The 18,401-nt window shown below is 58.6% G+C and carries 20 protein-coding genes; 9 read left to right on the top strand and 11 right to left on the bottom strand.

The genetic code is table 11. The features are described from left to right. The first annotated feature begins 86 nt into the window (after window positions 1–86). From K3727_04800 to plsY, 6 genes are all read left to right on the top strand, one after another. Window positions 87–1,031, top strand: coding sequence for a hypothetical protein (locus K3727_04800; protein ID UWQ92120.1), 945 nt, complete (start codon window positions 87–89; stop codon window positions 1,029–1,031). A 73-nt stretch (window positions 1,032–1,104) separates the two neighbouring features. Then, window positions 1,105–2,055 carry an aspartate carbamoyltransferase catalytic subunit gene (locus K3727_04795; GenBank protein ID UWQ92119.1) on the top strand — a complete coding sequence of 317 codons (951 nt, stop codon included), beginning with the start codon at window positions 1,105–1,107 and terminating at the stop codon, window positions 2,053–2,055. A gap of 4 nt (window positions 2,056–2,059) precedes the next feature. Next, a complete protein-coding gene (locus K3727_04790; protein ID UWQ92118.1) occupies window positions 2,060–2,593 on the top strand; it encodes a hypothetical protein in 534 nt (177 codons plus the stop codon). Window positions 2,594–2,597: 4 nt separating this feature from the next. Further along, on the top strand, window positions 2,598–2,981 hold the full coding sequence (locus K3727_04785) for a hypothetical protein (protein ID UWQ92117.1): 384 nt from the start codon (window positions 2,598–2,600) through the stop codon (window positions 2,979–2,981). Further along, window positions 2,978–4,255 carry a dihydroorotase gene (pyrC, locus tag K3727_04780; protein UWQ92116.1) on the top strand — a complete coding sequence of 426 codons (1,278 nt, stop codon included), beginning with the start codon at window positions 2,978–2,980 and terminating at the stop codon, window positions 4,253–4,255. The genes K3727_04785 and pyrC overlap by 4 nt, the downstream gene beginning before the upstream one ends. 3 nt (window positions 4,256–4,258) lie before the next feature. After that, the gene (plsY, locus tag K3727_04775; protein UWQ92115.1) at window positions 4,259–4,864 is read left to right on the top strand and encodes a glycerol-3-phosphate 1-O-acyltransferase PlsY; all 606 of its coding nucleotides are present in this window, start codon (window positions 4,259–4,261) and stop codon (window positions 4,862–4,864) included. Between the two features lie 21 nt (window positions 4,865–4,885). Here plsY and K3727_04770 read toward each other — a convergent pair whose 3' ends face one another. From K3727_04770 to K3727_04750, 5 genes are all read right to left on the bottom strand, one after another. Further along, the gene (locus K3727_04770) at window positions 4,886–5,218 is read right to left on the bottom strand and encodes a hypothetical protein (GenBank protein UWQ93271.1); all 333 of its coding nucleotides are present in this window, start codon (window positions 5,216–5,218) and stop codon (window positions 4,886–4,888) included. 259 nt (window positions 5,219–5,477) lie between these two features. After that, window positions 5,478–6,848 (bottom strand): glutamate--cysteine ligase, encoded by a 1,371-nt coding sequence (locus K3727_04765; protein ID UWQ92114.1) that lies wholly within the window; start codon window positions 6,846–6,848, stop codon window positions 5,478–5,480. Window positions 6,849–6,912: 64 nt separating this feature from the next. Then, entirely contained in the window at window positions 6,913–7,440 is a 528-nt protein-coding gene (locus tag K3727_04760; GenBank protein ID UWQ92113.1) for a hypothetical protein, read from the bottom strand. Beyond that, entirely contained in the window at window positions 7,437–8,312 is an 876-nt protein-coding gene (locus tag K3727_04755) for a GNAT family N-acetyltransferase (GenBank protein UWQ92112.1), read from the bottom strand. The genes K3727_04760 and K3727_04755 overlap by 4 nt, the downstream gene beginning before the upstream one ends. Beyond that, complete coding sequence (locus K3727_04750; protein UWQ92111.1) at window positions 8,309–9,034, bottom strand: 16S rRNA (uracil(1498)-N(3))-methyltransferase; 726 nt, start codon at window positions 9,032–9,034, stop codon at window positions 8,309–8,311. Before K3727_04750 ends, K3727_04755 begins: the two co-directional genes overlap by 4 nt. A gap of 12 nt (window positions 9,035–9,046) precedes the next feature. Between K3727_04750 and ubiA the strand changes: the two genes are divergently transcribed. Genes ubiA through K3727_04735 form a run of 3 tightly spaced genes read left to right on the top strand, consistent with a single transcriptional unit; the run spans window position 9,047 to window position 12,322 of the window. Beyond that, window positions 9,047–10,024, top strand: a complete 978-nt coding sequence (ubiA, locus tag K3727_04745; protein ID UWQ92110.1) for a 4-hydroxybenzoate octaprenyltransferase — start codon at window positions 9,047–9,049, stop codon at window positions 10,022–10,024. Between the two features lie 59 nt (window positions 10,025–10,083). Beyond that, window positions 10,084–12,021 (top strand): OmpA family protein, encoded by a 1,938-nt coding sequence (locus K3727_04740; GenBank protein UWQ92109.1) that lies wholly within the window; start codon window positions 10,084–10,086, stop codon window positions 12,019–12,021. After that, window positions 12,008–12,322, top strand: a complete 315-nt coding sequence (locus tag K3727_04735; GenBank protein ID UWQ92108.1) for a hypothetical protein — start codon at window positions 12,008–12,010, stop codon at window positions 12,320–12,322. Before K3727_04740 ends, K3727_04735 begins: the two co-directional genes overlap by 14 nt. Before the next feature lie 329 nt (window positions 12,323–12,651). On the opposite strand, the gene K3727_04730 is transcribed toward K3727_04735, so the two are convergent. From K3727_04730 to uvrC, 6 genes are all read right to left on the bottom strand, one after another. Continuing rightward, on the bottom strand, window positions 12,652–13,326 hold the full coding sequence (locus tag K3727_04730; GenBank protein UWQ92107.1) for a class I SAM-dependent methyltransferase: 675 nt from the start codon (window positions 13,324–13,326) through the stop codon (window positions 12,652–12,654). A gap of 213 nt (window positions 13,327–13,539) precedes the next feature. After that, the gene (locus K3727_04725) at window positions 13,540–14,367 is read right to left on the bottom strand and encodes a methyltransferase domain-containing protein (GenBank protein UWQ92106.1); all 828 of its coding nucleotides are present in this window, start codon (window positions 14,365–14,367) and stop codon (window positions 13,540–13,542) included. Window positions 14,368–14,836: 469 nt separating this feature from the next. Further along, the gene (locus K3727_04720) at window positions 14,837–15,286 is read right to left on the bottom strand and encodes a molybdenum cofactor biosynthesis protein MoaE (protein ID UWQ92105.1); all 450 of its coding nucleotides are present in this window, start codon (window positions 15,284–15,286) and stop codon (window positions 14,837–14,839) included. 5 nt (window positions 15,287–15,291) lie between these two features. Then, window positions 15,292–15,537, bottom strand: a complete 246-nt coding sequence (moaD, locus tag K3727_04715) for a molybdopterin converting factor subunit 1 (protein UWQ93270.1) — start codon at window positions 15,535–15,537, stop codon at window positions 15,292–15,294. Next, complete coding sequence (pgsA, locus tag K3727_04710) at window positions 15,537–16,208, bottom strand: CDP-diacylglycerol--glycerol-3-phosphate 3-phosphatidyltransferase (GenBank protein ID UWQ92104.1); 672 nt, start codon at window positions 16,206–16,208, stop codon at window positions 15,537–15,539. Before pgsA ends, moaD begins: the two co-directional genes overlap by 1 nt. Window positions 16,209–16,346: 138 nt before the next feature. Continuing rightward, window positions 16,347–18,221 carry an excinuclease ABC subunit UvrC gene (gene uvrC, locus K3727_04705; protein ID UWQ92103.1) on the bottom strand — a complete coding sequence of 625 codons (1,875 nt, stop codon included), beginning with the start codon at window positions 18,219–18,221 and terminating at the stop codon, window positions 16,347–16,349. Window positions 18,222–18,401: the final 180 nt, after the last annotated feature.

Genomic DNA, 18,401 nt, shown 5'->3' with positions numbered 1-18,401 from the left:
TCGAGGGAAACCGCCAATGCGCGCGCTTTACCCATCCGCGCGTCCTGCCTAAGGTGCCCCTCAAACACCACTTGGACGGAGCCGAAATGCAGCCCATAGATCTCGTCTGCCTGTGCCGAAAATACGACCTCAAGGATTTCTTCGAAGCAGGGCTGCGCACGTATGCTCCCTGGATCACCATGCGGTTTCCTGAAGAAGTCGTTGATCCGCAAACGATCCGCCATGCCGTCGCCTTTACTCCGGATCCCTCGGATTTCGCGCCCTATCCCAATCTGGCCATGGTTTCCAGCGCAGGTGCCGGGGTCGATGCGATTTTGAGCGCCCCCAGTCTGAAACCCGAAACCACCGTCAGCCGGGTGATCGTTGACGAGCAGGCGCAGATGATTGCCGGGTTCGCGATTTGGCACATCGTCAATTGGCAACGCCAGATGCAAGGCTATGTTGATCAACAGGCGCAACAGCAGTGGGCGGTGATCAACCGAACTGCACCCTCAAGATTCCCAGTCGGCATCCTGGGGTTTGGCAAGATTGGGTCCTGTCTGGCCCGAGCTCTGCGCGGATTGGGATACCCGGTCACGGCCTATGCCTCGCGCGACCGGCAGGAACCTGATGGCACGGTTGTGGTCAGCGGATCTGGCGGGCTGGCACAAACGGTTTCGCAAAGCCGGGCGGTGGTCAACCTGTTGCCCTTGACCGATGAGACAGTGGGTATTCTGAACACCAGGCTGCTGGATCAAATGCGCGACGACGCAATCCTGATCAATCTTGGCCGTGGGGCCCATTTGGCCGAACCCGACCTGATCCCAGCCCTCGAGCGTGGCCGCCCTGCGATGGCGGCACTGGATACAGTTGCCACCGAACCGCTCCCTCAGAATCACCCGTTCTGGACCCATGACCGGATACGCATCACGCCCCATGTGGCAGGTGATGCAGACCCCATGGCCGTGGCCCGTTTCATCGCAGACGGCATCGCCAGCTTTGAAGCTGGACAAAAACCCGCAGGTCTGGTGGACCGACAGACCGGATATTGATCCACCGCCCCCTTGCCCCTGCCGCCCAACCCCCCGTATAAGCCCTCCAGCATCGCGGCAGGGAGCATCCTCAATGACGTTCGGTCACAAGCACCTTCTGGGCATCGAACACCTCAAACCACATGATATCACCGCGATTCTGGATCTGGCCGATGAATACGTCGATCTGAACCGGCGTTCGGAAAAACACTCCGAAACCCTGCGTGGTCTGACCCAGATCAACATGTTCTTTGAAAACTCGACCCGCACACAGGCCTCTTTTGAATTGGCAGGCAAACGGTTGGGCGCAGACGTCATGAACATGGCCATGCAGGCCAGTTCGATCAAAAAGGGCGAAACCCTGATCGATACAGCCATGACGTTGAATGCCATGCACCCCGATTTGCTGGTGGTGCGCCACCCGCATTCCGGCGCGGTGGACCTGCTGGCGCAAAAGGTGAACTGCGCCGTGCTGAACGCCGGTGATGGACGTCACGAACACCCCACCCAGGCGCTGCTGGACGCGTTGACCATCCGCCGCGCCAAGGGCCGGTTGCACCGTCTGAACATCGCAATCTGTGGCGACATCGCCCATTCCCGCGTGGCTCGATCGAACCTGATCCTGTTGGGCAAAATGGAAAACCGTATTCGACTGATTGGCCCGCCGACGCTGATGCCGGCGCAGATCGACGCCTTTGGGGTCGAGGTTTATGATGACATGCGCGAGGGGCTACAGGACGTGGACGTCGTGATGATGCTGCGCCTTCAGAAAGAGCGGATGGACGGTGGCTTCATTCCTTCAGAACGGGAGTATTATCACCGCTATGGACTGGATGCGGATAAGCTGTCGTTGGCCAAACCCGACGCGATTGTCATGCATCCCGGACCGATGAATCGCGGCGTCGAAATCGACGGGACCATCGCGGATGACATCAACCGATCAGTCATTCAGGAGCAAGTCGAAATGGGGGTCGCCGTGCGCATGGCCGCTATGGATCTTCTGGCCCGCAATCTACGCGCCCAGCGCATTTCCGCGGAGCATTGACCCGATGACCGGGACCATCACCATTCCCACCGGAGAACGGGGGATTATCCGCGTTTTCACGCTGGATATGCGCCCCGAACAGGTCAAATTCCTGTCCGAAACCGGTGCGCTCGAGCAGGTGCTGGGCATCGAAGAGATGAACCGGGACCAGATCGAAATCTTTTCCACCGACGATCTCGAAGAGTTGGGGCTGACCGGATATCTGATCGAAGGTTGCGGCCTATCGCCTGAAGAGATTGACCCACAGTCCGACGTGCTCAGCGCAATCAAAGGCGACGTCCTGCTGATCCGCAGCCGCGCCTTTGGCGGTCGCGAAACCCGCCTGAACCCGGCCGATCAGATCCAGCTGGTCGCCACGCTGTCCGAACCCAGCACCAATTGGAGCGGCACCCCCATAGAGACCGCCAGCGCCCAGCTGTATTCGGCAGCAAAACAATCCCCGCGTGCCGCTCGCGCCCGTGCACGTCGGATCGGGTTCACCCTGTTTGCCGTGATGATGTCCCTGATCACCATCGTCCTCCTCTTGCTGGTGTTCTAAGACCATGAGCGAAACAAAAATCTCCCCCGATGCAACCGCCTATCTGCGTGCCCACACCTGGATGGCTGCCGTTGGCATGGCCGCCGCAATGGGGGTTCTGTGGGTCATGGACAGCCCGCACATCTGGACCGGTGCCGTAGGTGGCTTGGCTGCAATCGCCCTGCGCGGGTTCTATGCCCGCAAGGAAGAACTGGCCGCCATCTGGACCCTGACAAGCACCGCATTGGTCGGCCCCACAGGGCATTCCGTGCCTTTGGCCAGCATTTCAGGTGTCAAATCCATGGGCAGCTATGTCCAGGTCATCACGACCGACGGCCAGAAATATCTGATCAAATACCAGGCCGACCCGGCCGCCACCATTGCCGCCATCGAAAGGGCCCGCCTATGAGCACCACCCTCTTCATCAATGCCCGCCTGATCGACCCCGAAGCCGGATCCGACACCTTGGGCTGGCTGCTGGTTCGCGCCGGGTCCATTGTTGGCACCGGTTCCGCAACCCCGGCACCGGCAGCGGACGAGATCGTCGACTGCAATGGAAAATGTCTGGCCCCTGGCATCATCGACATCGGAGTCAAGGTCTGCGAACCCGGTGAGCGACACAAGGAAAGCTATAAGTCCGCAGGCCGCGCCGCCGCTGCCGGAGGGGTCACCACAATGATTACCCGCCCGGACACCACGCCAACCATAGACACGCCGGAAACGCTGGAATTCGTCAACCGCCGCGCCCAGGCCGACACACCTGTCAATGTGTTGGCCATGGCCGCCCTGACCAAGGGACGCGAAGGGCGCGAGATGACGGAAATCGGCTTTCTGATGGATGCCGGTGCCGTGGCCTTTTCCGACTGTGACCATGTTGTCGCCAATACCAAGGTATTTTCGCGTGCGTTGACCTATGCGCGCAGCCTTGGCGCATTGGTGATTGCCCATCCACAAGAGCCCGAGCTGAGCAAAGGGGCCGCCGCCACATCTGGTAAATTTGCTTCGCTGCGTGGTTTACCTGCCGTCTCGCCCATGGCAGAACGCATGGGGCTGGATCGGGATATTGCGCTGCTGGAAATGACCGGCGCGCGCTATCATGCCGACCAGATCACCACCGCCAGAGCCCTGCCCGCGCTTGAGCGTGCCAAAAACAACGGTCTGGACATCACCGCCGGAACCTCGATCCATCACCTGACCCTGAACGAGCTGGACGTGGCCGACTATCGTACTTTCTTCAAGGTCAAACCGCCCTTGCGCAGCGAAGACGATCGTCTGGCAGTGGTCGAAGCGGTGCGCACCGGCTTGATCGACACCATCAGTTCGATGCACACCCCCCAAGACGAAGAAAGCAAGCGTCTCCCATTCGAGGAAGCCGCCGCTGGTGCGGTTGCGATGGAAACTTTGTTGCCGGCTGCGTTGCGCCTGTATCACTCGGGCCACTTGGACCTGCCAACGCTGTTTCGCGCCATGTCACTGAATCCGGCCAATCGGCTGGGCCTTGCTGGTGGTCGGCTCGCTGCAGAAGCCCCGGCGGATCTGGTCCTGTTCGACCCTGACACGCCCTTTGTCATGGACCGGTTCAAACTTCGGTCGAAATCTCAGAACACTCCGTTTGACGGCCAGCGGATGCAAGGTAGGGTGCTGGCAACCTATGTCGCCGGAACCCCCGTCTATCGGAGATAGCTGATGCCCACGCTCGAATCTGACCTGCCCATTCTGCTGTTATGGGTCCTGATCGGTTATGGTCTGGGGGCGATCCCCTTTGGTGTGGTGGTGGCCCGGTTCATGGGGTTGGGCAATCTGCGTGAAATTGGTTCGGGAAACATTGGTGCCACCAACGTGCTGCGCACAGGATCGAAACCAGCCGCGTTTCTGACCCTGGTTCTGGACGGTGGCAAAGGCGCAGCGGCCGTGCTCCTGGCCCGGGCTTTTGCGCCCGAAGACGCCGCACAACTGGCCGGGTTCGCGGCCTTTATTGGCCACTGTTATCCGGTTTGGCTGGGGTTCAAGGGCGGCAAGGGTGTCGCGACCTTTCTGGGCCTATGGTTGGCGCTGGCCTGGCCAGTCGGCGTGGCCTGCTGCCTGACGTGGTTGGTGACGGCCATCGTGACCCGCATCTCATCGCTTTCGGCACTGATTGCGGCAGCTTCATCGACCATTTGGGTTGTGTTGCTCACAAACGGGGCCGCATTGCTTCTGGGCATCCCCCTGACATTGCTGGTCTATTGGCGCCACCGCGAAAACATCAAACGAATCCGGCTCGGAACCGAACCCCGCATCGGTCAAAAATAACCCGCCCAGCGCATGGGAAGATTACGGCACCAACCGTTCCAAGGCCTGACCATTGGCCCAGGTGCCGTGCAACTGCCCACTGGGCATGACCACATAGACCACTGGATGATCGGCACCCCAGTTGACCCATACGATATCGCCATTGCGGGTTCCGGTGCCCTGATACCCCTGTCCTGCCACCTGCCAGGCGATGGTGACTGTTCCATTGATTTCCACCAATTGCGCCGACCCGGTATAGGTCGATCCATCCGGGTTGCGACCTTCGACCTGGTACAGTCCGTTTACGCCTTGGGCCATACCCTGAACTGCCACCAAGGCCGACGTCGCCAACCCCAGAAAAACCCGTCGTGCCATCCGTGCGCTCATCCCAAATCCCTTTCCCGGTTCTGACATATGAGCATGCACATCTTGCCCTGACCTGTCACCCCAGGTCGGTTCGCAAAACCCTACCTAACCCACAGAAGCGGCCATGTTTCTGCCGCTGACCGCGGTCAAAACGCCAGATCGAAACCAGGACGCTGCTTGGGAAAGCTAGATTGCAAAACCCGTTTGATCAGACCCGGCCGAGAGAGCGGAGCGGAAGGAGGCTCAAACCCTGAGCCCCCTTTAATCGTCAATAGCTATAGTCGCCATAAATCCGGCTCAGGTCGCCATTCCAATCGCCATGATACCGTTCCAAAAGCTCATCCGCAGGAACCTGCCCAGATTCCAGGCTGTCCTTGAGCGCGTTCAGGAAATGGGTTTCATCCGGAACCAGACCACCGGCACCGGGTTTTGCCCGGGCCCGCAAACCGGCATCCGAAATCGACACGACTTCGCGCGCCAGATCATGCATGTTGATGTTACCGACCTGCGCCTGCAACCCGTCTACGGATGCGGCGATGCGCAAGGCTTCGCGGGTTTCGGCATCCCAGCCTTTGACCAGATCCCAAGCCGCGTCCAACGACGATTGATCATAGGTCAGACCAACCCAGAATGCAGGCAGCGCGCACAGACGCCGCCAGGGGCCACCATCAGCGCCCCGCATTTCCATGTATTTCTTGATCCGGGCTTCGGGGAAAGCCGTGGTCAAATGGTCAGCCCAATCCGACAGGGTCGGGGTTTCGCCCGGCAGCGCAGGAAGTTTGCCCACCAGGAAATCACGGAACGACATGCCCAGCGCGTCAATGTATTTGCCATCGCGATAGACAAAATACATCGGCACATCGAGCGCGTATTGCACGTATGCCTCGAACCCGAACCCGTCGTCGAACACGAATGGCAACATGCCGGTGCGTGCATCGTCCAGATCGCGCCACACACGCGAACGCCAGGACTTGTGCCCATTGGGCTTGCCCTCGAAAAACGGTGAATTGGCGAACAATGCGGTGGCAACCGGCTGTAACGCCAGCGCGACGCGCAGTTTCTGCACCATGTCGGCTTCGGAGCCAAAGTCGATGTTGACCTGAACCGTACAGGTGCGGCGCATCATCGACCGGCCCATGGTGCCGACCTTGCCCATATAGGCGTCCATCAACTTGTACCGCCCCTTGGGCATCAGCGGCATTTCTTCGTGGCTCCAGACCGGAGCAGCGCCCAGACCGATAAAACCCACACCGATTTCATCGGCGATATCCTTGACCTCGCGCAGGTGAACATTCACCTCGTCACAGGTTTCATGGATCGTTTCCAACGGAGCGCCCGACAGTTCCAGCGCGCCACCGGGTTCCAGCGAGACATTCGCCCCATCTTTTTCCAGACCAATGAGTTCGCCACCTTCGCGCACCTCGGCCCAGCCATGGCGGTCCCGCAGTCCTTCGAGCACAGCCACGATGGACCGTTTGCCATGAAATGGCAGGGGCTGATGCGTGTCTTTGCAATACCCGAACTTCTCGTGCTCGGTGCCGATACGCCAATCGTCCTTGGGCTTGCAGCCCGATTCCAGGTATTCGGCCAGCTGTTCGTGCCGTTCGATCGGCCCACCGCCGGATTGAGGAATGGACATGGGGCTTGCTCCGTCCTGAGTGTTCGCTTTGGGAAATCAGTGGTGATGGGAATCAACGCCAGTGTCAATGCAACCTGTGCACCTGTGTGTGGCTTGCATGGCGCTCCCAGATCACGACCTGGTGAGAGCCGGGTTTGCGCAGCTCGGACAACATGCGTTCGGTCCTGAGCCCGGACAGGGTGGTGAACGCATCGAACAGGGCGTCCACACCTTCGGCGTTAACCGGAATATGCAGGCTGGGATGCCCCGGCATATCCAGCACCCAATGTGCTGGTGTTGCGGTGTGATCCAGTCGCAGCCGTTCAAGTTCTGAAAGCGCAACGGCCCCGCCCGTCAGCGGACCAAAATAGGAAATCTGCCCTTCGTCCACCTGCACGACACCCGGTCCGCCAACCCCGATCCGAAACCGCAGGCGTTGCAGGCCAATGATGGTCCCGGCGGCGCCAATCGCGACCAGCACCCAGCCCAGCCACCAGATCAGCCCAGCCGTTCCAACCACCCAGGATACGCCGAGCACGCCGATGCCCACCCCAGCGATCAACTCGCGACAGCGCCAGATTGCGGCGCGGGCTTCGGGCCGAATGAAACTCATGCGGCCACCTCAGGTTTGGCGGGCAGAACAATTGGGGATGCAAAATCAACGATGCCGTAGTCTCCGATCCGTCGGAACCCGATTGCCTCATAGGCATGGGCAGCCGCGGGGGTCGCTGCAAACAGAATCGCCTCCTGCACACCCTGCTGTCGCGCTTCGTCCAGATGCAGAGCAACGGCGCGGCGCGCGTGACCCTGTCCGCGCAAGTGCGACGGTGTATAGACAGATCCAACCTGAACACAGGAGCCGGCCACCGCATTAAAGGCCGTCATGGCCACCGGCTGACCGCCCAGCCACAGGACACGCCCCCTGCCGCTGTCAATCAATAGTGTCAGCCGCTCATCAGAAAGCGCCCGGTTTTCCGGGGTTTCCCTTAGGCCCAGCACCTGGGCTGAATAGCTGGCGAACCAGGGCTGTAACACGGCGAGATCTGCCACCCGCATCGGGCGCAGGACCGAGTCTCCGCTGGGCATCTGCAACTGTTTCAGATCCAGCAGGTAGTGCGGTTTACAATCGTCGAATACAGCAGGTTCCGCCGCTAGACCCAAAGCCTTGCGTATCTTCACAAACGGCGCATGGCACCCGTTGATCCCGCGCAGGGTCCGCCCACCTAGCGCCCGGCGTAACTCAGCCCCCTGTTGCAGGTCAAAGGACGCAATTTCGAAAACAAAATACCCATATTCCGTCAGAGCAAAAACTGCCTGAATCTGATCGCGATCCCAGCTCAACCAAACCGTATTGGCCTTTGGGTGACCCGCTGTGTTGATCCCATGATCCAACAGGTTTCCAGACAAAAACATCGACGTCGCACGGCGCGGGTTCAGAAATGCCCAGATCGCGTCTGTATCCTGGGGGCGGGCCAGTCGGATCATCCCCAGTCCCCCAGCGCCTGTTGCCAGATCGTCATCGCCGCCACAGCCGCTGTGTCAGCACGCAGGATGCGTGGACCCAGGCTGACCACATGCGAAGAGGGGAGCGCGGCCAAACGGGTACGTTCGCGATCAGAAAAGCCCCCCTCGGGGCCAATCAGAATGGCCCAAGGCAGCCCCCGTTCCGTTTGCGCCAGCCGTAGGGCAGATCCCACTTTGGCCTCGTCACAAAACATCAACTGGCGGCCTGCGGGCCATGCGTCCAACAGACGGCCCAGTTTGGTCAGCTCGGTCACTTCGGGCACATAGGTGCCGCCGCATTGTTCCGCGGCCTCGACCGCATGGGCCTGAAGCCGGTCCTGACGGATCCGGTCGGAATTGGTGAATTCGGTCTGGACCGGCACAATCCGAGCCGCGCCCATTTCGGCGGCCTTTTCCACGATGAAATCAGTGCGCGCCTTTTTGATCGGGGCAAACAGCAGCCACAGATCGGGCGGCATTTGCAGCGGGCGGCTTTGATCAACACAAACCAGAACACCGCCGCGTTTCCCGGCTTCGGCCACTTCGGCCTGCCACTCGCCATCCTGCCCGTTGAACAGCGCCACCCGCGCGCCAACGGCCAACCGCATCACCCCAAACAGATAATGCGCCTGATCGCGTTCCAAAGGAACCGATTGCCCCTGACCCAGCGGGTGCTCTACATACAGTCTGACTTTTGCACTCATGAGATCTTACATATGCAAGGCGATGCACCAACACCAGATGCCCCTGACCGCAAAGATCAGGTTTCAGACGCAGTCAAAGGCAATTGGGTCGACACACGGGCCCCGGCCTGGACGCGGCCCTATTTGCGGCTCAGTCGGGCAGACCGCCCCATTGGCACTTGGCTGCTGCTGATCCCCTGCTGGTGGGGGCTGGTGCTGGCCATGCTGTGGGACCAGTCGCCGCGCTGGGAGGATCTGTGGATCGCTGTGGGCTGTGCCATGGGGGCCTGGTTGATGCGCGGCGCAGGATGTACGTGGAACGACATCACCGACCGGGATATCGACGACAAGGTCGAACGCACCCGGTCGCGCCCCATCCCATCGGGCCAGGTCAGTGTCAAACAGGCGCTGGTTTGGATGGCGATTCAGGCGCTGATTTCACTGGCTATCCTGTTGACGTTCAATCCAGCCACCATCGCTCTGGGGGTGTTGTCGCTGTTGCCTGTTGCCATCTATCCCTTTGCCAAACGGTTTACTTGGTGGCCACAGGTGTTTCTGGGATTGGCGTTCAACTGGGGTGCCCTGCTGGCCTGGACGGCGCATGCGGGCGCGCTGCACTGGCCGGCCGTGTTTCTGTACCTTGCCGGGATTGCCTGGACATTGTTTTACGACACGATCTATGCCCATCAGGACACCGAAGACGATGCTCTGATCGGGGTCAAATCAACCGCTCGGCTATTCGGTTCGGATACCCCGCGATGGATGCGGCGGTTTTTGGTCGTCACGACCTGCCTTATGGGGTTTGCGGTTATCCTGGCCCTGATGCCAAATGCATCGGTTCTGGCGCTGGTCATCGCATTGGCCGGGCCCTGGGCCATGGGATGGCATCTGACCTGGCAGCTTAGGGCGCTGAACACGGACAACAATGACTCGTTGTTGCAGCTGTTCCGCGTCAATCGAGACACCGGCTTGATTCCGCTTATCTTCTTTGGTGCGGCGTTGTTCGCCTGATTGAACCCTTGCCCCTGTCTCTGTATGACAGGGGGATCACTCACGGACGACCACCGCCTATGCGCCTTTCTTACCTTTTGACCGCCGTTGTTTGCTTTGTCTTTGCTGCAGGGCTTAGCCTGGTCACCGCCAGCTTTGCGGTAACCGGAATCGAGCGCAGTTCGGAAACTGCCGTACGTCGGGTTCTGGATGAAACCGGGCATGATTGGGCCGAGGTTGCGGCCGATGGGCTGCAAGTGACCCTGTCCGGGATTGCACCCGACGAAGCCAGACGATTTACAGCCATTTCCGTGACCGGCAGCGTGGTAGATGCCGCCCGGATCATCGACGAAATGCAGATAACCCCCAGCAGTGGGCTGGCCGCCCCCGAGTTTTCGGCCGAGATCCTGCGCAATGACGCGGGTATCACGGTGATTGGTCTTATTCCCACGGCGTCGAACCGTGATCAACTCTCCAGGGATCTGGCAGAGATCGCCGGTGGCAGCAGCTTTGCCAATCTGATTGAAAACGCCTCCTATCCAGTGCCGCGCGGGTGGGAAGACGCCATCGGTTTTGCCGTAGTGGCACTGCGTGACCTGCCACGCGCCAAGATTTCGGTCGTGGCCGGACAGGTGTCGATCACCGCGATCACCAATAGTGCAGAAGAAAAGAAAGATCTGACGACCAAATTGACCCGCACAGCGCCTCCTGGCCTGCGTTTGGCGTTGGACATTGCTGCGCCGCGCCCGGTGATCACCCCATTTACGCTGCGCTATGTTCTGGACGACACAGGCGGTCAATTTGATGCCTGTTCCGCCGAAAGCAAGGTATCACGGGATCGGATCATCCAGGCCGCGAAACAGGCCAAGCTGACCGGGCCCGAAACCTGCGTGATCGGCATGGGCGTGCCCTCTCCCAAATGGGCGAACGCCGCTGAAACCAGCCTCGAGGCTTTGGCCGAACTGGGCGGTGGGTCCGTGACAATTTCCAACGCTGACGTCACCCTGATTGCAACGCCCACGGTGGATGAAGCCATGTTCGAGCGTGTTGTCGGTGATCTGGAAGCTGCCCTGCCTCAGGTCTTTGCCCTGCATGCGGTGCGACCTGTGCCCGCCGAGGACGCCGATGATACGATCCCGGAATTCTCCGCCACTCTCAGTCCCGAAGGTCTGGTGCAATTGCGCGGGCGAATTTCGGATCCGCAATTGCGGCGTATGGTTGACAGCTATGCCAAGGCGCGTTTTGGGTCCGACAATGTCTATACTGCAACCCGGATCGTCCCTGACCTGCCGTCCAATTGGCCCGTTCGCGTGCTGGCCGGTCTGGAAGCACTGTCCCATCTGGGCAATGGATTTGTCAGTGTAACGCCCGATCAGTTGACACTGCGGGGGGTGAGCCATCTTGAAGACACCAAAGGCGAAGTTTCCCGTCTTCTTTCTGACAAGCTGGGCGATGCCCAGACATTCACGCTGAACATCACCTATCGCGCACCACCCGAACCGGAAGACAAAGTGCCCGAACCCGAAGAATGCGAGCAATTGATTGCGGCCGTCCAGGCGTCGAACAAAATCGCCTTTGAACCAGGATCGGCCACGGTGGCCGGCGCGTCGGCGGGAACCATGGACCAAATTGCAGAAATCCTGCTGATCTGCGGCCCCGTGCGCATGGAAATCCAAGGACACACCGATAGCCAGGGCCGCGAGTCGATGAACCAGCAGCTTAGCCAGTCCCGGGCGCAATCTGTGTTGAACGAATTGCGTGCACGCCGTGTGCGCACTGCGTCTCTGGCCGCAGTCGGCTATGGAGAAAGCCGCCCGATTGCTTCCAATGACACCGAAGACGGGCGCGAGGCAAACCGCCGGATCGAATTCTGGTTGATCCGCCCTGATTCAACTGCCGCCGAGCAGCAAACCACGCTGGATGCAACGGCAGCAGAGACACCGATGACCACAACCCTAACCGACGAAACAGCCCCCCCCGAGGAAGCCGAACAGGAGACCAGCAATGGACAGAATTAAGTTCATCATCACGACGGCCGCCATCCTGTTCGTGGCCTTTGCCCTGGGATGGTTCGCCAATTGGCTGGTGCACCGGTTTACACGCGTGCGCCAAAGCGACGTTGCTGACCTGGACCGTATGAGCCAGGAGCTGCACGAAGCCGAAGAAACACGCGATCAGGCCATCACGTATCTGCAGCAACGCGAAGCCGAGTTGAGCAATCAACTGACCCAAACCGAAGCCGAACTGAGGGCAGCCATGGATGGGCTGCGTGACGCCCGCCAAGAGGCTGAAGAACTGCGTAGCCAACTGAACGGCTGACCCCCGAAACGCTGCCGCGTCCTGGCTCTGCATCAAAGATGCAGAATTGCGGCTGAGGGCCTGGCACTGCGCCGTGCACGGCGCAGCAAACCCCATGGCCAGCCCCCTTTGGACCCGCTATTTTTTGCTCGCTGTGGTCAGGTTTCGGGCTTTTGCTGATCCGTGAACATATCCTTCTGATTTATTCCAAAGAGACTGAGATTCGGGGCGTGGCCAGCAAGTAGACCACAGGGGAACCATATCGCTGCTGTCTAACCCGCCGCCCGCGCATTGTCCGTCGACTTGTGGACAAACTGGACTTCTGAATTCGTATGGCGATGGTGCCGTGACTAACCCGTGACTGAAAAATGGTAGGCGGCGCATGGTTGGTGCAACACGAACCGCCCATCAAGATATTCTACCGCACGATTGAAAGTGTCCGCCATCTCAGGAGCAATCGCTTCGTAGGTCTTGGCACGTGCGGGATCCGGAAGGACGATCTTTTCCAGGAAGAACTCAAATGAGGGGTATTCGCGGGTCAACACATACTCCCGCTTGTTTTCCAACGCGAACCTTTGATCACGATCCATGTGATTCAATAATTGATGCGAAATGGTACGCACAATCGTTTCATCTTCAACCAATCGGACAACATCGAACATTGTTCCATATGGATAGGGTTCTACAATATGCAGGCGTCCGTTGGTCCCCAGAACACGTCGAAACTCGTCGAAGGCAGCGGGTTGAGCGGCAATTGGCACGTGGTGAAGCGAGAAAAACAGACACACCAGATCCTGTGACCCAAAAGTCAGAGGCAGGTTTTCAGCCGCTCCCAGCTTCACGTCTATGCTTCCGGGTAGATTTTCTTTCGCTCTCTCAACTTTTTCGGGATCAATTTCGATCGCCGTGACATTGGCCCCTGCGGCGTCCAATTGGCGTGAATAAACACCGTCACCTGCTCCGACATCAACAACATCAAGCCCTTCAAGAGGACAGAGTGATTTCAGATGTTCGATATGAGCCATTCTCTGTTTTCCAAAACGTCGGGGCGAATGTGCGGCATCAATATAGCACACCAGCCATCTCCTGTCCGCTTTAGGCGCGATCCGGTCTTTCTGTGCCTTTGCGGCGAACGGCCGGTCTGGAATGAACCGCCCTCGGCCAAAGAGCGTGTGAGCTCACACAATTGGGGCCAAACCGAGTGTTGCGCAGTCTTGCGACGAACGGCACATGGCTGATTACATTTTGCGGCATATGACCTGAATTGGGTGTGTTCTTTTTTCCTCAATATTTCGAGCTGCGTTTCTCACAATCTGAGGTGCCAGCCTGCCGAGCAGAATGTGAACGCCAAAAACCGGCGCTTCACCCTTCTCTGCCATCTCTATGGCGCGCAGGTAACCTTGCAAGTATTTCGCCCCTGTATCGCTGACTTGGACATCCGAGAACCCCGATTGTTCGAGCGCCGCAATGGTGTCCGCTGGCCGCATCAAATATGCTCCACTCCCATCTTCAGACCACGGCAACGGATGGTGGGGATCACCGACTTCGCCTAACCCATGCTCGGTCAAAGCAAAAAATGCACCGGGCTTGAGCACTCGATACGCCTCATTGAAAAAGGCGCTGCGATCACGCACGTTCATTGTCACGTGTTGAGAGTACCCGCCGTCAAAAGAGCCATCGTCATAGGGTAGCTTTTGTCCATCACCCAGCACAATTGTAACCGCGTCTTGCATCCCGACAAGCGCGCTCAATCGATTGCCCGCATCAACGAATGGAGCGGTGATGTCCAAACCATCCACTTGGCACCCGAACCTTTGCGCCAGATATCTTGCCGGACCGCCAATTCCACAGCCAATATCCACGAGCCGCTGACCGGCCTCGATCGGCAGAGCATCGGCCAGTTCGATTGTGGCCGGAAATCCACGGGCGTGAAAGTGGTCAACCGGTGCCAGTTGTTCCACCGTTACGGTTTCGGGGTCGATCCCGGCGGCATGCATGGCGTCAACAATTCGGGAATAGACGTCCCCGGTTCCCCAATGATCCGAAACGGATTTGCTGTCGTGCATGTCCTGTCCTCCTGTCTCAACAGGAAAAATAGCATACTTTTGATCGTATCGTGGACAACAACGGGGATCCCGCCCTGTCTGCATCGGCAAAACAGGGCTTCTCCGCATTGTTTTCTGTGGCTGATACCCCTGGCTTCTGTTCGGCCCGTTTATGTAGGTTGGGTGCGATTTCTGGAAGGCGACAGGCGTCTTGAACGCCGCTGGGACCGTGTGCTCGCAGGCGTCTCGGCCACTGACACAATTACTGACACAATTGAGGTGGACCAACAGCACTACACGCGTCGTTTATTGGGTATGTGTCCCGAACCGAGGGAGATTCCAAGTTTCACTCTTGGGTGATCACGCGAGTACATCACGCCAAAAATGGGACCTCGATTCCCGGCGAACCTATCACCAATCCGAGGCGGAGCCCGCAGGGCGACAACGAGACAACCTGAGCGCCAAAGGCGCGCCTTTCAGGACCAGCCTGTCAGCGCGCCCATCGGTTCAATGCATCTTCATCCTCGTCTTTGGCGGCAACCCATGTGCTTTGTGTTGCAGAGAGTTCCTTCTTCCAGAAGGGAGCCCGAGACTTTAGATAATCCATTAGAAATTCGGCTGCTTCAAACGCCGCAACACGATGCCGGGCGGCTGTCGCAACCATCATGATACGTTCGCCTGGGGCCAAACGGCCGTAGCGATGGATCACCAGAACATCTCCCAGGTCCCAGCGCTCTACAGCTTCATTCGCGATGGCTGCCAACGCCTTTTCGGTCATGCCCGGATAGTGTTCGATTTCCATGACCTGCAAGCGACCGGCATCGCTGTCGCGCACCACTCCGGTAAAGGTAACGATTGCGCCAATCTGTTCAGCGTTCCGAGCAAAGGCCTCGCTTTCGACACCCAGGTCAAACGGCGCTTCCTGAACCGAGATACGCATAGTGGTCACCCTCCGGTCATTGGCGGAAAAAACGCAACTTCGCGTACCCCGGCCAATGGCGCGTCAAAATCGCTGAGATCCTGATCCAATGCGACACGCAAAGCAGACAAATCGGCAAAGGCTGCCTCATAGCGTTCTTCACGGCCGCGCAATTCAGTCACCAGGTCCATCACGGTCTCGGCAGATGTCTTCACCGTTTCACGCGGCAACCCAATACGTTCGCGCACCCATGCAAAATAGAGAATGTCCATCATCGAGTCTCCTTGAGGTGCGGCATCGCCTTACGCAGATAATCCGCCCCAGTGATCAATGTAAGGGCCGCCGCAATCCACAAGAGCCACAATCCCAAACGTCCAGTCCAGATCATGCCCTCAAATTTCCAACGCAGTCCCTGAGTGTCTTCGATCTCTCCCGCCATGATCTGATCAACGATCCCTTGATCCATGCCAAACGACGACATCACAAGATAGTGCTCAAAAATACCCTGACCAAACAGGACCGAAATGGCCGTCATCTGCGCGGTTGTCTTCCATTTGGCCAGGTTTGTCACCTTGAGCGTCCCAGCCGTATCGCCGAGGTATTCCCGCAGACCCGACACAAACACTTCGCGAAACAGGATAACCGTTGCAGGCAACACCAGCCAGGGCATCCAATGGCTGGCAGAATAGCCCACGATGACCATCAAGGCGATGACCACCATGGCCTTGTCGGCGATTGGATCCAGCATGGCACCGATCTTGGTTTCCTGCCGCCAGGCCCGCGCCAGATAGCCGTCAAAAAAGTCCGTGATAGCCGCGGACAGGAACAGCAACAGCGCCAGCCAATCCGCATGTGGGCGAGAAAAATAGAGAAACATGATAGCCACCCCGGGCGCAGCAAGCAGGCGCAGGACAGTCAGGATATTGGGCAGGTTCCATTTCATGAAGCGGACCATATATTGCGCAAGACGGGCTTGGAAGCGGGGAGCGCGGAAAATCTGCTCGTTTCAGGCAGATGCCTCCGGCGGGGATATTTTAAAGCAGAAGAAACAAAAGCCAAGCCAACCCGGCAATTGGTGCGCCTAACCGCGGTCGTGAAAAAAGTCATATATCTTTTCCGCAAGAGCCGCAGAAATCCCATCGACGGCCTTGAGGTCGGCCAGATTGGCACGGCTGACCGCCTTGGCGCTGCCGAAGTGGGCCAACAACGCGCGTTTCCGAGAGGCACCGACCCCTGCGATTTCATCGAGCGGCGTGGCCCCGATCGTTTTGGCGCGTTTCGCGCGGTGCGTCCCGATGGCAAAGCGGTGCGCCTCGTCCCGTAGGCGCTGGACAAAGTAGAGCACAGGGTCGTTGCGCTGCAAGGCGAATGGACGTTTGCCAATCCGATGAAATTCTTCCTTGCCGTGATCTCGGTCGATCCCCTTGGCCACGCCGACCATCGGGATGTCTTCGACACCATGTTCGGCCATGATCTCGGCCACGGCGCTGACCTGACCGGCCCCGCCATCAATGAGCAGAAGGTCGGGCCAATGTCCCTTGTCGCGATCAGGGTCTTCCTTGAGCAGGCGCGAAAAACGCCGGGTCAGGACCTCTTTCATCATGCCAAAGTCATCCCCAGGGGTCAGGTCATCACCACGGATATTGAATTTGCGGTACGCGTTTTTCATGAGCCCTTCGGGTCCAGCCACGATCATTCCCCCTACGGCATTTGTACCCTGGATATGTGAGTTGTCATAAACTTCGATCCGTTGGGGGGGGCCCTCGAGGTCAAAAGCATCCGCCATCCCACGGAGCAACTTGGCCTGGGTTGCGCTTTCGGACATGCGCCGAGCAAGAGATTCGCGTGCATTGCGTAATGCCCCGGACACCAACTCTGCCTTTTCGCCCCGCTGCGGCACAAGGATTTCAACCTTGCGACCGGATTTTTCGCTGAGTGCCCGCTCCATCAGGTCTGTGTTTTCGATTCCATCAGACAGGATCAACTGCCGGGGCGGCTCCTTGTTATCATAGAACTGACCCAGAAAGGCTTCCATCGCCTCGGCGGGGCTGATATCGGCACCGACCCGGGGATAGAAATCCTGGTTACCCCAGTTCTGATTTGCCCGGATAAAGAACACCTGAACACAGGCTTGCCCGCTTTCCATATGCAAGGCGACAATGTCGGCTTCGGCGACGCCGCGCGGGTTGATGCCCTGGTTTGTCTGTACCTGGGTCAACGCACGGATCCGGTCGCGAATGGCTGCAGCGCGTTCGAATTCCATCGCGTCAGAGGCCTGTTGCATCTGCGCTGCCAGATCCTCCTGGATCCGTGTCGACCGCCCCGACAGGAACTGTTCGGCATCGCGCACGCTGTTGGCGTAATCCTCTTCTGAGATTTTCCCCACGCAAGGGGCCGAACAGCGTTTGATCTGGTGCAACAGGCATGCCCGTGTCCGACCGGAAAACATGGCGTCCGAACAATTGCGCAGCAGAAACGCCTTTTGCAGCTGGTTCAGGGTCCGGTTGACCGCTCCGGCACTGGCAAAGGGGCCGAAATAAGTGCCCTTCTGCTTGCGGGCACCGCGGTGTTTCTTGATCTGAGGGAATTCATGATCCTTGGCCACCAGAATATTGGGAAAGCTTTTGTCGTCACGCAGCAGCACGTTGTACTTGGGCTTGAGCTGCTTGATCAGGTTCTGCTCGAGCAGCAACGCTTCGGTTTCGGTGCGGGTGGTCAGGAACATCATCGACGCAGTGGCCGCGATCATGCGTTCGATACGGCCTGAGTGACCCGGTCGGGCATAGTTGGACACACGCGCCCGCAGGTTTCGCGCCTTTCCGACATATAAAACCCGGCTTTCCGAATCGAGCATTCGGTACACGCCGGGCGAGCTGTCCAGCGTCTTGAGATAGTCCTGAACGACACCGTAACCGGTGTGGGGCGTAGAGGCGGAAGGATCAACCGAGTCAGTCATGTCACAGAGATATGATTCTCCGCCGGGCGCTGCAATCTCAAGCCGCCTGAATCAATAGAAAACAAATCCACCGATCCTGTGGATAACTGTGGAGATATCTTTTGGTGAGATGCGCGTAACCCTTGAAAAACAGGGGCTTCCTGCAATTGCACAAAAATTAGGCAGTTACGCAACTTATTG

The sequence above is a fragment of the Rhodobacteraceae bacterium M382 genome (genome assembly GCA_025141015.1).
Lineage (GTDB): Bacteria > Pseudomonadota > Alphaproteobacteria > Rhodobacterales > Rhodobacteraceae > Aliisedimentitalea > Aliisedimentitalea scapharcae.
The sequence above is the reverse complement of the archived record's forward strand: the minus strand, read 5'-3'. Positions and strand labels throughout refer to the sequence as shown.

Bases quoted from the DNA above. Each gene is read 5' to 3' on its own strand.
- K3727_04790 (UWQ92118.1), top strand. From the start codon at position 2,060: ATGACCGGGACCATCACCATTCCCACCGGAGAACGGGGGATTATCCGC.
- pyrC (UWQ92116.1), top strand. From the start codon at position 2,978: ATGAGCACCACCCTCTTCATCAATGCCCGCCTGATCGACCCCGAAGCC.
- K3727_04760 (UWQ92113.1), bottom strand. From the start codon at position 7,440: ATGAGTTTCATTCGGCCCGAAGCCCGCGCCGCAATCTGGCGCTGTCGC.
- K3727_04765 (UWQ92114.1), bottom strand. From the start codon at position 6,848: ATGTCCATTCCTCAATCCGGCGGTGGGCCGATCGAACGGCACGAACAG.
- K3727_04725 (UWQ92106.1), bottom strand. From the start codon at position 14,367: ATGCACGACAGCAAATCCGTTTCGGATCATTGGGGAACCGGGGACGTC.
- K3727_04785 (UWQ92117.1), top strand. From the start codon at position 2,598: ATGAGCGAAACAAAAATCTCCCCCGATGCAACCGCCTATCTGCGTGCC.
- K3727_04795 (UWQ92119.1), top strand. From the start codon at position 1,105: ATGACGTTCGGTCACAAGCACCTTCTGGGCATCGAACACCTCAAACCA.
- K3727_04770 (UWQ93271.1), bottom strand. From the start codon at position 5,218: ATGGCACGACGGGTTTTTCTGGGGTTGGCGACGTCGGCCTTGGTGGCA.
- K3727_04730 (UWQ92107.1), bottom strand. From the start codon at position 13,326: ATGGCTCATATCGAACATCTGAAATCACTCTGTCCTCTTGAAGGGCTT.
- K3727_04800 (UWQ92120.1), top strand. From the start codon at position 87: ATGCAGCCCATAGATCTCGTCTGCCTGTGCCGAAAATACGACCTCAAG.
- ubiA (UWQ92110.1), top strand. From the start codon at position 9,047: ATGCAAGGCGATGCACCAACACCAGATGCCCCTGACCGCAAAGATCAG.
- moaD (UWQ93270.1), bottom strand. From the start codon at position 15,537: ATGGACATTCTCTATTTTGCATGGGTGCGCGAACGTATTGGGTTGCCG.
- plsY (UWQ92115.1), top strand. From the start codon at position 4,259: ATGCCCACGCTCGAATCTGACCTGCCCATTCTGCTGTTATGGGTCCTG.
- K3727_04720 (UWQ92105.1), bottom strand. From the start codon at position 15,286: ATGCGTATCTCGGTTCAGGAAGCGCCGTTTGACCTGGGTGTCGAAAGC.
- K3727_04735 (UWQ92108.1), top strand. From the start codon at position 12,008: ATGGACAGAATTAAGTTCATCATCACGACGGCCGCCATCCTGTTCGTG.
- uvrC (UWQ92103.1), bottom strand. From the start codon at position 18,221: ATGACTGACTCGGTTGATCCTTCCGCCTCTACGCCCCACACCGGTTAC.
- K3727_04740 (UWQ92109.1), top strand. From the start codon at position 10,084: ATGCGCCTTTCTTACCTTTTGACCGCCGTTGTTTGCTTTGTCTTTGCT.
- K3727_04755 (UWQ92112.1), bottom strand. From the start codon at position 8,312: ATGATCCGACTGGCCCGCCCCCAGGATACAGACGCGATCTGGGCATTT.
- pgsA (UWQ92104.1), bottom strand. From the start codon at position 16,208: ATGAAATGGAACCTGCCCAATATCCTGACTGTCCTGCGCCTGCTTGCT.
- K3727_04750 (UWQ92111.1), bottom strand. From the start codon at position 9,034: ATGAGTGCAAAAGTCAGACTGTATGTAGAGCACCCGCTGGGTCAGGGG.